This window comes from Sorangium sp. So ce836 (assembly GCF_028553905.1).
Classification (GTDB): Bacteria; Myxococcota_A; Polyangia; order Polyangiales; family Polyangiaceae; genus Sorangium; species Sorangium cellulosum_D.
The window spans coordinates 13,809,625-13,823,471 of record NZ_CP102233.1 but is presented as its reverse complement, the minus strand read 5'-3'; the positions used below and the strand labels follow the sequence as shown (position 1 = coordinate 13,823,471).

Here is a 13,847-nt window from a genome sequence, read left to right as displayed (position 1 = left end):
CACATCTCCTGCAACGCTGCGCGTCGTTACAAGCAACCTATGTTTGTCGACGAGGTTTCCACGTCAACTTCGCTTTGAAATGCAGGCGGATAACGATGTCGACAAAAGGCCTTTACAGGCAGTCAACGTGTAAACTATTGTAAATTTCTACGGCGGCGCATTTCGCCTGCACGTCGGTTCAGTGAGTTCAGCTACGTTCGGGAGGGTCCCCATGGCCGATGCACCTCTACTCGGAGCCAAGGTCCGTGCGCTCCGGCGTCGCGAGCACATGACGCAGGTCGATCTGGCAGAGCGCCTCGGTGTCTCAGCGAGTTATTTGAACTTGATAGAGAACAACCGGCGTCCGTTGACCGCGCCGCTCCTCATCCGGATTGCCCAGATATTCCAGCTCGATCTCCAGAATTTCGCGTCGGAAGAGGATGTCCGGCTTACAGCCGACCTCCACGAGGTGTTCGGCGATCCCATCTTCGAGAGCCACGGGCTCACGAACGCGGATCTGCGCGAGCTCGCCGCGACGTCCCCGAACGTGGCGCGCGCGGTGCTCACGCTTTACCGCACATACGCGACGACCCGCGAATCGCTGGACACGCTGGGAGAGCGGCTGGCGGGGGACGGGTTCGTCGCGGTCGACAACTCTCGCCTGCCGTCCGAGGAGGTGAGCGACCTGATCCAGCGCCGGATGAACCACTTCCCGGAGCTCGAGGAGGGCGCCGAGGCGCTCTGGCGCGAGGCGGAGCTCGACGCGGACGACGTCTACCGCGGCCTCGTCCGGTACCTCCACGCGACGCGCGGCATCGAGGTGCGCATCGTGCGCGTCGCGGACGAGCGCCAGGCGATGCGGCGCTACGATCCCGAGAGGCGCGTGCTCAGCATCTCCGAGGTGCTGCCGCCCCGGAGCCGCCGGTTCCAGCTCGCGCACCAGCTCGGGCTGCTCACGCAGTCGGCCGCCATCGACCGCATCCTGCGCGACGAGAACCTCACCACCCCCGAGTCCCGCGCGCTCGCGCGCGTCGCGCTGGCCAACTACTTCGCCGCCGCGATCCTCATGCCGTACCAGCCGTTCTTGGAGGCGGCGCGCGCCGAGCGCTACGACATCGAGCTCCTCGCGCACCGCTTCGGCACGAGCTTCGAGCAGGTGTGCCACCGGCTGACGACGCTGCGCCGCCCCGGCGCCGAGGGCGTGCCGATGCACATGGTCCGCATCGACATCGCGGGCAACATCTCGAAGCGCTTCAGCGGCTCAGGCATCCGCTTCGCGCGGTTCAGCGGCGCCTGCCCTCGCTGGAACGTGCACGCCGCCCTGATGACGCCCGGCATGATCCGGATCCAGCTCTCGCAGATGCCCGACGGCGCGGTCTACTTCTGCATCGCCCGCACCGTGCGCAGCGACCGCGGCGGCTACCACGTCCCCCACACGGTGCAGTCGATCGGCATGGGCTGCGACGTCCGCTACGCCCGCGAGCTCGTCTACGCCGACGGGATCGACCTCGACAACATCGGCGCGGCCGTCCCGGTCGGCGTCACGTGCCGGACCTGCGAGCGCCTCGACTGCGCCCAGCGGGCGCTGCCGGCGCTGCAGCACCCGCTGCGCCTCGACGAGAACCGGCGGGGCGTCTCGTTCTACGCGTCCGTCGACAAGTGAGCCGGGCGCTCAGCCCGGGCGCCCGAGCAGCTCGTTGAGCGTCGACACGAGCCGGGCCACGTCGACCGGCTTGACGAGGTGCACGTGCGCCCCAGCCGCCCGGCTCTTCTCGCGGTCGTCGTCGCCGCCGAAGCCGCTCACCACGACGAGCGCGCGCGGTTTGTTCTCGAGCGACGCCACGAGCTCCAGGCCGCTGCCGTCCGGGAGCGACACGTCGGTCACCAGGGCGTCGACCGCGCGCTCGGCGAGCGCCGCGCGCCCCTCCTCGCACGATCGCGCCACGGCCACGCGGAAGCCGCGGCGGCGAAGCGCCATGCCGAGCAGCGACGCGGTGTCGTCATCGTCGTCCAGGACCAGGACCTGCGGCAGCTCCTCGCTCATCGCGCGTCCACCTTACGATCCGCCTCGTTCAGCGGCCACTCCAAGGTGATGCGCGTCTCCGCGCCCACGCGCTCGACCCGCGCCGTGCCGCCGTGCGCCCGGAGCACGCCGTCGATGACGCGGACGGGCAGCGCGCCCTCGTCGAGCGGATCCGCTTCGGGGGAGAGCGCGGTCTCGAAGAGCTCCTCCACCGAGGGCGTGTCCGCGTCGCTCGTGAGCACCACCCGCGCCTTGTCGCCGTGGGCCGCGAGCTCGACGGCGACCCGCGCGCGGGCGGCGCGCAGGGCGAGCATGAGCGCGTCCGCGAGCGCCGCGGTCATCGACGACGGGTGCGCGAAGCCGCGCAGCGGCGCGAGGTCGAGCGCCACCGTGACCTGGCGCCTGCCGTAGACGAACGACGCCTCCGAGACGGCCTGGCGCACGAGCGGCTCGAGGTCGAGCGACTGCACCGGGGCGTCCACCTGCCGCGACAGCTCCGAGGCGGCGGTGTAGCGGTCGGCGAGGCGCAGGAGGCGGCGCACGCCCCGGCGCGCCATCGTGAAGAACGCCGCGTTCCGAGCGGTCGTCTCGCCGCCGAGGGCGCGCTCGAGCTCGTCGAGGGCGCCGGCCACGACGCCCGCCGGCCCTCGGACGTCGTGCCCCGTGCGCGCGAACAGCTTGTAGACCGACTCGGGGAGCGCCTTTTCCGTCATTCCTTCCGCCTTACCTCGCGCCTCATCTCAGCTCAGCTGAGCGCAGAGCTCGCCGACCCCGGCGAAGAGGCCGCCTTGTCCTTGTCTGGGCCTTCGTCCCCGCCCGAGCCATCCTGCTCCCCGTAGCGCTCCAGCTTGCGGTACAGCGTGCGCCGGTCGAACCCGAGCATCTGGGCGGCGCGCGACTTGTTGCCGCCGACGAGCGCGAGCACGCGCTTGATGTACCGCTTCTCGAGCTCGTCCATCGTCATGATCTCGGCCGGCTCGTCGACGGCGACGACGAAGCGGTCGGGCCGGTAGGCCTGGACCTTCTCGGGCAGATCCTCGACCGTGATCTGCTCGAACCGCGCGAGGGCCACGGCGCGCTCGATGCTGTTCTCGAGCTCGCGCACGTTGCCCGGCCAGTTGTAGGCGGTGAGCTTCTCCGCGGCCGCCGTCGAGAGCGAGAGCACGCCCTTGCCGCTCCTGGACGAGAACTTCTCGAGGAAGTGCATCGCGAGGTGGAGCACGTCGGTCCCGCGCTCGCGCAGGGGCGGCAGGTCGATCTTCACGACGTTGACGCGGTAGTAGAGGTCCTCGCGGAACCGCTTCTCGTACACCTCGGTCTCGAGGTCGCGGTTCGTCGCGGTCACGATGCGCGCGTCGAAGGGGATCTCGGCGTTCGAGCCCACCGGCCGCACCTTCCGCTCCTGGAGCGCGCGGAGCAGCTTCGGCTGGACCTCGAGCGGCATCTCGCCGATCTCGTCGAGGAAGATGGTGCCGCCGCTCGCCTCCAGGAACAGGCCGGTGCGCTGGGTCTTCGCGTCGGTGAAGGCGCCGCGCGCGTGGCCGAAGAGCTCGCTCTCGAGGAGCGCCTGGGGCACCGCGGCGCAGTTGACGGCGACGAAGGGGCCGGGGCGGCCGCTGGCCTCGTGGATCGCCCGCGCGATGAGCTCCTTGCCGGTGCCGGTCTCGCCGTGCACGAGCACCGAGGCGTCGCTGCGCGCGACGCGCCCGATGAGGTCGTAGACGCGCTTCATCGCGGGGCTGCGCCCGACGAGGCCCTTCGTCTGCTGGACGTCGTGCGCCGCCTCACGCAGGCGCTTCACCTCGGACCGGAGGCGCCGGTGCTGGACGGCGCGCGAGACCGTCAGGCCGAGGAGGTTCGAGTCGAGCGGCTTCGTGACGAAATCGAACGCACCGGCGCGCATCGCCGAGATCGCCGTCTCCATGCTCCCGAGCGCCGTCATGACGATGACGAGCATGTCGGGCCGGGCGCCGAGGATGCGCTCGCACAGCTCGAGCCCGCTCATCTCGCTCATGCCGACGTCGGTCAACACGACGTCGAAGTCGTCCTCGCTCACGAGCTCCAGCGCGCTCTTCGCGGAGGTGCGCGCCGCCACGGAGAACTCCTGCCTCTTAAGGAGGGCTTCGACCAGATCGCACGTCGCTTCGTCGTCATCGACGACGAGTATCCTGCCGCTCATCGCGTGTCCTTCCCCGGCAGCTCACTAGGTCGACCGCTGCCTGCACTTGCAGGGAACGTGCCACGGAGACACCGCGCCATCAAGCCCAGCTCGCTCATCCCCGACATTCTTCAACGTGACGTTTCGCCACAGGTGGGCTTTCCTGCCTCAACCATGCCGTCAGCGGCCCAAGGCGCGGCGCCGGCGCGCCCCTCCTCGGCGAGGCGCCCCCCGGGATGTGGCCGCGCTCTCGGACGCCATCGCCGGATGGCGTTACCAGCTCCCTGGATTTCCACAGATCGGCAGCACGTCATCCGGGTAATGCATGGCGCGCGCCTCGCGCCTGCGTGGCGGGAGGCGGCGCGGCGAGGGAGGCCGCCGCGAGGCGGCCGCGGCCACGAGAAAAGCGTCTGGTACCGCGTGGATGCAGCGCAGGCCTCGACGGTCCACGCGAGGTCGAGGCGCGCTGAAGGCGGGCTCGAGCGCGGCGCGCTGGCGAGCGGCCGGGCATGGCGAGCGGCACGATCGGCGCGGCCTGCCGCGAAGGACCGCAGTCGAGCGATCCCACAACCAGCGTTCGAGGAGAGCAAGGAATTCGCGGTTTGTTGCGATGCGTCTCCGTCCCAGGGTCGAGAGAGCGCGATACGCTCTTCGTTTCTCTCGATCTCTGCGGCAGCCATCGTGGGCCGGTGTTGGCCTGAGCACCTCGATCTGGCTCGATCTGCCGAGTCCGTCCGAGTCGACGGCGAGAGGCGAAATTCCACATCTCCAGATCACATCTGGCGCCCCGGACGTGCTCACGTCCCGGAATACGACGATTCGGCACGAGAGTTGCTTGAATATGACCCATGAAAAAGAGGGGGCGAGAGGGCGAGCGTCGCGAGGAGACCTGCCTGCTGATTGCTGAGCCCGGCGCGCCCTGGACCGAGTGCGCCGCCTGGCTGAGCACCCGGACGCGCGACCTCCACACGGTGATTCAGCTCCCGAGCGAGCACGCTTCGACGTTCCAGTCGCGCTTGCAGGAGAAGCTCCGGCTCCTCGGCGAGGTGAGCACGGCCGTGTTCGTCGCGGCGTCGTCCGCGAACAAGCTCATGGTCCGGTCCTCGCTCGTGCGCGCCGTGCTCGGCGCGCTCCCTGGCGTGAGGCGCGTCGTGCTCTGCCCCGGCTCGGACCCGCAGGCCCCTGCGGCTCGCGAGCTCGCGGGCCTGTCGCTGACGATGCGCGAGCTGATCGGCAGGAGCGGCGCCGTCACCTTCTCGCTCGAGGGCCCGAGGGGCGAGCCGCTGCGCGGCCTCGCGCACCTCTCGGCCCGCGCCGCTGCCTGAGCGGCCCTGGCGCGAGGGCGACAAGATCCCTGTTTCACGTCCATTTCACGTCCATCGACAACACGCACACCTTCGGTGTCCGGGAGGAGAATGCATGAAAGCGACACAGCTCTTGAAGGGGCAGCACCGCGAAGCCGAGAGGCTGTTCGATCTGGCGGCCTCGGGCATCGGGGATGTCCGGCGGGTGACGGACGAGCTCACGAAGCACCTGCTCGCCCACATGCTCGCCGAGCAGGTGGTGCTCTTCCCGGAGCTGCTCGCGATCGAGCCGGATCTCATCGGCGGGGCCTGCGAGGAGCACACGGTCGCGCGGTTCGAGATCCGGCGCGTCGTCAACACGGCGCCAGAGGACCCGAGCTTCAAGGCCAGGCTATCCACCCTGAGGGAGCTCGTCATGCACCACGCCGACGAGGAGGAGCGGGAGCTCCTGCCGCGGATCGAGGCGGAGCTGAGCGAGGAGGCGAACGAGCGGCTGGGCCAGCAGATGCTGGAGCTGTTCGACGCGCTCATCGCCCATTCCCGCCGCTCCCACAGCCACGGCCAGAGCCACGCCCCGGCGCGCACCGCGACGGCGGCCTGACGGCGGCGGCCCTTCTGCCGCGCTCCTCCTCCTCACGCTCGGTTCATCGCCCGGCGGGCACCTCCAGCGCTCGACGCGCGCCGCGAGGGCCTGCGCCCATGTCACGGGCGGTGTCCTGGGGCGATGGCCTGGAGTCGGCGCCTCGGGACACACGGCATACGGCGGCGGCCGCGGCGACTGGAGACGTCTTCCGCGGCCATCGCCGCATGCCGTGCCCCGAGCCGGGGAGCCCGGGGCCGTCGTGTGTCGCGAGGGGGTGAGGACCGGTGGGCTCACGGGGTGGGCGCCGGCGCGTCGCCGGGGCCCGTCGGGCCGCCGTGCGCGGGCCCGTACCCGTGCGACTCGCCGTAGCCGAGATCCTCGGGGACCATCTTGTCCGCCGCGGCGGGCGGCTCCGGCGAGGCGGCGTTCCGCGCGTCGTCCGAGGCGAGCTCGTAGACGCCGCGCTCGAGCTCCATCTCGTCGAGGGCCGAGCCGCAGGCCCGGCAGGGCGTGGCCGCCGTCGATACGAAGATGTACCGGCGACCGCAGGATTTGCAGCGGAGCTCGCGGATCATCGCACGCCCGCCGGGTCAGCTGGGTCGACCGCGCCGGGTCGCCTCCTGGGCTTCGCGCAGCGCGTCGCCCTCGGGGCCGTCCAGCGCCTCGGCGGCCTCCTCCGCGTGCTGCTCGATCTTGCCGCCCTCCACCGACCTCTGCACGCCTTCGCGGTAGCGCCGATCGGCCGTGTGGTTGCCCTCGCCTTCGATGTCCGCCGACTGGGTCTGCTGAGTCGTCTTCTGGTTCTCCATCGTGTCCTCCTCTGGTCGAGCTTGCTGGCAGGCTCGCGTCAGACGCGCCGCCTCGCCTCCTGGATGGCGCGGTCCAGCTCTTCCACGCGCTGGTCGACGCCCTTCTTCACTTGTTCGAGGTTCGTGCTCGTGGCTGCGTCGAGATCGCGCAGGCTCCTGCGGACCGCCTCCGACTTGTCCTGGAGGTCCTTCACCATCCTGTCGACCTCGTCCCTGGACAGCTTCTTCTCGGCCTTGGCGCGGAGCTCGGCGACGTCCTTTTCGAGGTCCTCGATCTTGCGCGTCGCGGAGGTGCGCACGTCCTCGCGCGCCTTCAGGAGCTCCGCCTGGGCCTCCACCGTCTTTTCCTTGGCCTCCAGGGCAGCGTTGTTGAGCTTCTCCGCGGCCTCCCGGAGCGCGCTGTCGGTCTCCCGCTCGGCCCGCTGGTCGATCTCGGCGACCTTCTTGTCGAGCTCGGTGGCGACCTCCGCCGCCTTCTGCTCCGCCTCGACCTGCGCGCGCTCGGCCTTGGCTTGCGCGTCTGTCGGGGAGTCGCAGCCCGCGACGACGCTCATGACGATGGCGATAGGAAGGAATGTACGGACGGTCAGCATGATGATCTCCTCCGGTCTGCCGCTCGGGCCCGACCTTGCGCCCGGGCGAGAGCCCGGCGCGACACGTAAAGCCCCATCGAAGCTGCCCGGGGTCGAGCCTCTCGGCGCCCTGGATGGGTTCCTCCACCGGTCATTGCGACGGGCGTGCCACGCAGAACCGCGGAGACCGCCCGGCCCGACGAGACATATCGCCCCGATCGTGGCCGCCATGCACGTGCAAGCAGGCATCGCCGACACAGCGCGCGACAACCAACAACGCGTCGCGTCATCACGCCGCCCGCGGACGGGGTCTGCGCAGCGCTGGAGTGCGCGGCCGACGAAGGCATGGAGTCGTGGGGTTCGCAGGAGAGAGGATGAGATGGCGCGCGCGGCGGGGCGGCCCGGGCGCCGGGATCGACGCGGCCGCGTGGGCTCGTGTGAGACGAGCGCCCACGCGGCGCTCGAGGGGCGACGTGGAGGGCGTCAGGCCCGGACGCGGCGGCCGAGCGCGAGGGAGACCACCGCCAGGACGAGAAAGATCACGAAGAGCAGCTTCGCCACCGAGGCGGCGCCCGCGGCGATGCCGCCGAAGCCGAAGATGGCGGCGATGATCGCGACGATAAAGAACGCAACACTCCAACTGAGCATGATAACCTCCTGATCGGGTGAATTGGTGTTCCAGCGTCTCGAACCATCGTTGTTGCAGCCGCCGTGCCGCGACGCCCCATGTTGACCCGCATGTCGAGCAAGACGGTTGATCCCCCCGGCCCCCGACAGCCCGCTTCACCGGCAGTCGCACGGCCCGGGCGGGCGCAGGCACTGCGGCAAATTGTCTCGTTCGTGACGTCGCGCACCGCACATCGCCGCGAGCACCGGCCGCCCGAGCTCGGCACAGGGTTTGCCCGCGTCTGGGCCCGTGCGCGCGCGAGGGAAGTCGGGCTCGGCTCAACAGCCGTATCGAGGTCGACGTCGGCGGAGGACCACAGGCGGCTATCCCTTGAAGGGGGCGGTCGCCTGCCCGACGCCGCGTGGGCTGCGCTGGCGGGGCGCCTTGTGGCGCTCGGTCAGCTCGCCGAATATGTCGTGCTCGCAGACGCCACCCGCGGCCCAGGTCGTCCAGGGCCGCTCCCCGCTCGCTGCCCGGGCCCCTGACGGCGATGGCTGCCGGGACTGCGCCGACGCCGCGAACGACCCGATCATGACGACCCCGCTCTCCACGCTCATCAGGACCCGCCGCGAGGCCATCATCGAGCGGTTCGTCGGCGAGCTGCGCAGGCGAAGCGCGGTGGCGCGGGACCTGCCGAAGCCGCTGCTCATCAACTCGTTACCGACCTTCCTCGACGAGGTGGCCGCCAGCCTGGAGAAGGGCGCTCCCACGAACGGCAGCGACGAGGCCGCGCGCGAGCACGGCGAGGCGCGCTGGGAGAACGGGTTCGACCTCGACGTGATGGTCCGCGAGTACAGCGTCCTCCGGCGCTCCATCCTCCGCGAGCTCCACGAGGCAGGGGTCGCGCCGAGCCTGAGCGACCTCGAGGCGCTCTCCGAGCGCGTGGACGCGGGGATCGCCCAGGCGGTCGGCGAGCACACCCGGCTCCAGCTGGCCGCGCTGGAGACCGAGCGCAAGCGCGCGGAGCTCGAGCGGGGCAGGAGCGGCTCGCTGCTCGCCGAGGCGCCGGCGCCGATCTGCCTCCTCAAGGGCGAGGGGCTGGTGTTCGAGCTCGCGAACCCGCTGTTCTGTCAGCTGGTCGGCCGCGACGATCTGCTCGGCAAGCCGCTCGTCGAGGCGGTCCCGGAGCTCCGGGGGCAGCCGCTGCACGCGCAGCTCGAGGCGGTCATGGCGAGCGGCCAGCCGAGCGTGGCGAACGAGATCCCGGTCCGGATCATGCACTGGACCGGGGAGCTCGTGGAGCGGCTCTACAACGTCCTGTGCAAGCCGCTCCACGGCGTGGGCGGCGCCGTGGAGGGCGTCATGGCGACGGCGTTCGAGGTGACGGAGCAGATCGGCGCGCGCCGCAAGGCGGAGCGCCTCGCGCTCGAGCTCCAGCAGAGCGTGGCCCAGCGCCTGCGCGCGGAGCAGGCGCTCCGCGTGAACGAGGAGCGCTTCCGCAAGGCGCTCCGCGGGTCGCCGGTCATGGTGTTCAACCAGGACCGGGACCTCCGCTACACGTGGATGCACAACGCCTTCGGCAAGTCGGAGCGCGAGGTGCTCGGGAAGACCGACGCGGAGGTGCTGGAGGACCCGGACGCCGCGAGGGCGCTCGAGCGGGCGAAGCGCGAGGTGCTCTCCAGCGGGGTCGGCCAGCGGCGCGAGATCGCCCTGCACTCGGGCGGGCGCACGCAGCACCTCGACATCTCGATCGAGCCGCTGACCGACGACGCGGCCGAGATCGTCGGCATCACCTGCACGGCGACGGACATCACCGAGCGGAAGGCGATCGAGCAGGCGCTGCGCGCGAGCGAGGCGAGGTTCCGCACGGTGCAGGAGGCGTCGCCCGACGGGTTCATGATCCTGCGCAGCGTGCGCGACGCGTCCGGGGCGATCGTCGATTTCGAGTGGGTCTACGTGAACCCGGCCACCGGGCCGATCGTCGGCGGCCGCGGCAAGGATCTCGAGGGCAAGCGGCTGCTCGTGGAGATGCAGGGCAGCTCGCTCGCGAGCGCCTTCGATACGTACGCGAAGGTGGTCGAGGCCGGCGAGGCCGCCCGGGTCGAGATCTCCTGCGCGCACGAGGGCGCGCCGCAGACGTTCCGCGCCATCGCGGTCGCGCTGGGCGACGGGGTCGGCATCTCGTTCCACGACATCACCGAGCAGAAGCGCTCCGAGGCCGAGCGCGTCCAGCTCCTCGAGCAGGAGCAGCGGGCGCGCCAGCACGCCGAGCAGCTGAACAAGCTCAAGGACGAGTTCCTCGCGACGGTGTCGCACGAGCTCAGGACGCCGCTCCAGTCGATCCTGGGCTGGGCGCGGATCCTCCGGACGGGCGAGGTGGACACCGAGTCGCTCGAGCGGGGGCTCGCCACGATCGAGCGCAACGCGAAGGCGCAGTCGCAGCTCATCGAGGACGTGCTCGACGCCTCGACGATCATCGCGGGGAAGCTGCAGCTCCGCACCGATCCGGTCGACGTGCGGCAGGTGCTCTCCGCGGCGCTCGATCTCGTGCGCCCGGCGGCGCTGGCGAAGGGCGTCACGGTCAACGCCTGGGTCGTCGAGGACGTGGGCATCTTCCTCGGCGACGCCGATCGGCTCCAGCAGATCGTGTGGAACCTGCTCACGAACGCCGTGAAGTTCACGCCCTCGGGCGGGCAGGTGCGGGCCTTCGCCCGGCGCGTCGAGGCCATGCTCGAGGTCGAGGTGGAGGACAACGGCGAGGGGATCCCGAAGAGCTTCCTGCCGTACCTGTTCGAGCGGTTCCGGCAGGCGGACGGCGGGATGACCCGGGCGCACGGGGGCCTCGGGCTCGGCCTGGCCATCGTGCGGCACCTGGCCGAGGCGCAGGGCGGCACGGTGAACGCGGAGAGCGACGGCGAGGGCAAGGGCGCGCGCTTCCGGGTGCGGCTGCCGATCCGCGCCGAGCCGCACTCGACGCCGCCGTCCCCGCAGCGCCGGGGCAGCGACGCGCCGGGGGGCGCCGCGCGCCGCTTGCTCGAGGGCATCCGGGTGCTCGTGGTCGACGACGAGACCGACGCGCGCGAGCTGCTCGGCATCATCTTCGGGCGCGCCGGCGCCACGGTGAGCGAGGCGGCCTCGGCCGGCGCGGCGCTCGAGGCGCTCCGCGCGGACGAGTTCGACGTGCTCGTGAGCGACATCGGCATGCCGGGCGAGGACGGCTACGCGATGATGCGGCGGCTGCGCGCGATGGGGGCCGAGGTCCCGGCGAGCGGGATCCCGGCGCTCGCGCTCACCGCGTACACGCGCGTGGAGGACCGCCGCCAGGCGATCGCCGCCGGCTTCCAGATGCACCTGGCCAAGCCGATCGAGCCGAACAGCCTGGTGACGGCGGTGGCGCACCTCGTCGGCCGCGCGGGCAACCGCGGCAGCTGGCCGTAACCCCCGAGGCCCGCGCCCCGGCGGGGCGACCGTGGCCCTCGAGCGCGCGGCCGCCGGCGAGGGCCGTCTGGCGCGGGCGGCCGTCGTGGGGCCCGGGCCCACCGTGCCACCGATCGCCTCTTCCCGAGGCCGCGGGCCCACGTTAACTTCAGCCGCGCGAAGCAGGCCGTATGCGGTGTCTCCGTCATCCGGAAACGAGTGAGCCGGCCTCCAGCTCCGTCGCCATCGCCCTGCCCACGTGCAGCGTTGCTCTCGTATGCTATCGACGGGCCAGCGTTTTGCCCCTCAGCGAGGACGAGGATGGACGGTAAAATCCTGAATATTATCCTGGTCGAGGACGACACCGTCGACGTGATGAACGTCCGCAGGGCGTTCGAGAGGGGCAAGATCACGAACCCGCTCTGGGTCGCGGGCGACGGGGTCGAGGGGCTCGATCTGCTGCGCGGAACCCAGGTGCCCAGGGACCGGCGCCTCGTCCTGCTCGACCTGAATATGCCCAGGATGAACGGCATCGAGTTTCTGCGAGAGCTCCGGTCCGACGCCTCGCTGCGGGCGACGCCCGTCGTCGTGCTGACCACATCGAACGACGATCGGGACAAGGTGGACGCGTACGACCTCAACGTCGCCGGCTACCTGCTCAAGCCGGTGACTTTCATGAGCTTCGTCGAGCTCATGACGGCACTGAACCGGTACTGGACGCTCGTGGAGATGCCTTGAGCCATAGGTCGGTTCGTCTCCTCGTCGTCGACGACGACACGGTCGATCGGATCGCGATCCTGCGCGCGCTGCGCAGCGGCCGCGTCGACGCCGAGATCAGGGAGGCCGACTCCGTCGATTCGGCGCTCGCCGTGCTGTACGAGCAGCAGATCGACTGCGTGTTGCTCGATTTTTACCTGCCCGGGGGCGACGGGCTCACGGTGATCGAGGCGGCGCGCAAGGCGAAGCTCACGGCGCCGTTCATCATGCTGACCGGGCAGGGCGACGAGTCGCTGGCGGTCGATCTGATGAAGCGGGGGGCGGCGGACTACGTGCCGAAGAACCTGCTGACGCCAGAGCGCCTGGTGCAGAGCCTGCGCTACGTGCTCCGGCTGAACGAGGCCGAGCGCCGCGAGGACGAGGCGCGCCGGGCGCTCGCGCGCCACGCGAACCAGCTCGCGCAGCTCACCGAGGCGACGCTGCGCATCCACCGGTCGCTCTCGCTGAACGAGCTCATCCAGCGCACCACCGACGAGGCGCGCGCGCTGCTCGACGCGAACGTGGCGGTCGCGCGGCTGGCCGCGCGGGGCGTGGCGCAGCGGTCGATGACCGGCATCTCGCTGTCCGAGGAGTACGCCGCGCGGGAGGACCGCGACAGCATCCGCGAGGTCGCGTTCGGCCTGATCGAGCGGCGGAGCACGGGCGTCCGGCTGACCGGCGACGAGATCATGAGCGATCCCACGTGCGCGGACGTGCTGTCGCGCGCGCCTGCGGAGCTGCACCCGCGCTCGCTCGTCGCGGCGCCGCTGCGCGGCCGGGACGGCCAGTGCATCGGGAGCATCCTGCTGCTCGACCGGCGCGACGGGCCGTTCGTCGAGAGCGACGAGGTGCTACTCACGCAGCTCGCGCAGTCGGCGTCCGTCGCCCTCGAGAACGCGCGGCTCTACAACGAGGCGCAGGCCGCGACGCGCGCCCGGGACGACCTCCTGGCGATCGTGTCGCACGACCTCCGGAACCCGCTCAACACGATCGCGATCACGGCGTCGCTCCTGCGGAGCGATCTGCTCCAGCGGAAGGACGGCGAGGAGGACGACGCCGTCCAGCTCGTCGACCGGATGGACCGCGGGATCCAGCGCATGACGCGGCTCATCGAGGATCTGCTCGACGCGTCGCGCATCGAGGCGGGGCGGCTCGTCGTGTCGCCGCGGGTGGAGCGGGGCGGGGCGCTCGTGCGCGAGGCGCTCGAGGCCGCCGCGTCGCTCGCCGAGGCCAAGGGCTGCCGGGTGACGCAGGGGCCGCTCGACGCGGGCCTGGAGGTCCTCGCCGACCGGGATCGCGTGCTGCAGGTGTTCTCGAACCTGCTCGGCAACGCGCTGAAGTTCACGCCGAAGGGCGGCGTCGTGAGCGTGTCGCTCTGCCGGGTCGCCGGCCTCGCGCGCTTCTCCGTGGCCGACACGGGGCCGGGCATCCCGCCCGAGCACCAGCCGCACCTCTTCGATCGCTACTGGAAGGCCGCGCAGGAGTCGCGCACCGGCGCGGGGCTCGGCCTGTACATCGCGCGCGGCATCATCGAGGCGCACCACGGGACCGTGGCCGTCGAGAGCACCCCGGGCCAGGGGACGACGATCCACTTCTCGCTGCCGCTGGCGAGCTGAGCGCCCGTCGCCGCGTCGACGGG

General features: G+C 71.1%; 13 protein-coding genes. 6 read left to right on the top strand and 7 right to left on the bottom strand.

Annotated elements, in window-relative coordinates:
* Positions 1-211 precede the first annotated feature (211 nt).
* Positions 212-1,642 (top strand): short-chain fatty acyl-CoA regulator family protein, encoded by a 1,431-nt coding sequence (locus NQZ70_RS50475; protein ID WP_129580606.1) that lies wholly within the window; start codon positions 212-214, stop codon positions 1,640-1,642.
* Positions 1,643-1,651: 9 nt separating this feature from the next.
* Here the strand turns inward: NQZ70_RS50475 and NQZ70_RS50470 are convergent, their stop codons facing one another.
* The 3 genes from NQZ70_RS50470 to NQZ70_RS50460 are packed head-to-tail and all read right to left on the bottom strand — an operon-like array spanning position 1,652 to position 4,181.
* Positions 1,652-2,023 carry a response regulator gene (locus NQZ70_RS50470; RefSeq protein WP_129580605.1) on the bottom strand — a complete coding sequence of 124 codons (372 nt, stop codon included), beginning with the start codon at positions 2,021-2,023 and terminating at the stop codon, positions 1,652-1,654.
* Positions 2,020-2,715: a histidine kinase gene (locus tag NQZ70_RS50465; protein ID WP_129580604.1), complete on the bottom strand. Its 696-nt coding sequence runs from the start codon at positions 2,713-2,715 to the stop codon at positions 2,020-2,022. Before NQZ70_RS50465 ends, NQZ70_RS50470 begins: the two co-directional genes overlap by 4 nt.
* 32 nt (positions 2,716-2,747) lie before the next feature.
* Positions 2,748-4,181, bottom strand: coding sequence for a sigma-54 dependent transcriptional regulator (locus NQZ70_RS50460; RefSeq protein WP_020741839.1), 1,434 nt, complete (start codon positions 4,179-4,181; stop codon positions 2,748-2,750).
* A gap of 827 nt (positions 4,182-5,008) precedes the next feature.
* Between NQZ70_RS50460 and NQZ70_RS50455 the strand changes: the two genes are divergently transcribed.
* Positions 5,009-5,485: a hypothetical protein gene (locus tag NQZ70_RS50455; RefSeq protein WP_129580603.1), complete on the top strand. Its 477-nt coding sequence runs from the start codon at positions 5,009-5,011 to the stop codon at positions 5,483-5,485.
* A 94-nt stretch (positions 5,486-5,579) separates the two neighbouring features.
* A complete protein-coding gene (locus NQZ70_RS50450; protein WP_129580602.1) occupies positions 5,580-6,065 on the top strand; it encodes a hemerythrin domain-containing protein in 486 nt (161 codons plus the stop codon).
* A gap of 272 nt (positions 6,066-6,337) precedes the next feature.
* On the opposite strand, the gene NQZ70_RS50445 is transcribed toward NQZ70_RS50450, so the two are convergent.
* The 4 genes from NQZ70_RS50445 to NQZ70_RS50430 all read right to left on the bottom strand — a co-directional run bounded on the left by NQZ70_RS50445 (position 6,338) and on the right by NQZ70_RS50430 (position 8,076).
* Positions 6,338-6,622 (bottom strand): hypothetical protein, encoded by a 285-nt coding sequence (locus tag NQZ70_RS50445; RefSeq protein ID WP_129580601.1) that lies wholly within the window; start codon positions 6,620-6,622, stop codon positions 6,338-6,340.
* 15 nt (positions 6,623-6,637) lie between these two features.
* A complete protein-coding gene (locus NQZ70_RS50440; protein ID WP_129580600.1) occupies positions 6,638-6,856 on the bottom strand; it encodes a hypothetical protein in 219 nt (72 codons plus the stop codon).
* Between the two features lie 38 nt (positions 6,857-6,894).
* Positions 6,895-7,449 carry a hypothetical protein gene (locus tag NQZ70_RS50435; protein WP_129580599.1) on the bottom strand — a complete coding sequence of 185 codons (555 nt, stop codon included), beginning with the start codon at positions 7,447-7,449 and terminating at the stop codon, positions 6,895-6,897.
* Positions 7,450-7,911: 462 nt separating this feature from the next.
* Complete coding sequence (locus NQZ70_RS50430; RefSeq protein ID WP_129580598.1) at positions 7,912-8,076, bottom strand: DUF1328 family protein; 165 nt, start codon at positions 8,074-8,076, stop codon at positions 7,912-7,914.
* Positions 8,077-8,626: 550 nt separating this feature from the next.
* On the opposite strand from NQZ70_RS50430, the gene NQZ70_RS50425 reads away from it, so the two are divergent.
* The 3 genes from NQZ70_RS50425 (at position 8,627) to NQZ70_RS50415 (ending at position 13,824) form a co-directional block, all read left to right on the top strand.
* Positions 8,627-11,473: a PAS domain-containing protein gene (locus NQZ70_RS50425; RefSeq protein WP_237244795.1), complete on the top strand. Its 2,847-nt coding sequence runs from the start codon at positions 8,627-8,629 to the stop codon at positions 11,471-11,473.
* A gap of 300 nt (positions 11,474-11,773) precedes the next feature.
* Positions 11,774-12,190: a response regulator gene (locus NQZ70_RS50420; RefSeq protein ID WP_129580596.1), complete on the top strand. Its 417-nt coding sequence runs from the start codon at positions 11,774-11,776 to the stop codon at positions 12,188-12,190.
* Positions 12,187-13,824, top strand: coding sequence for an ATP-binding protein (locus NQZ70_RS50415; RefSeq protein ID WP_129580595.1), 1,638 nt, complete (start codon positions 12,187-12,189; stop codon positions 13,822-13,824). Before NQZ70_RS50420 ends, NQZ70_RS50415 begins: the two co-directional genes overlap by 4 nt.
* Positions 13,825-13,847: the final 23 nt, after the last annotated feature.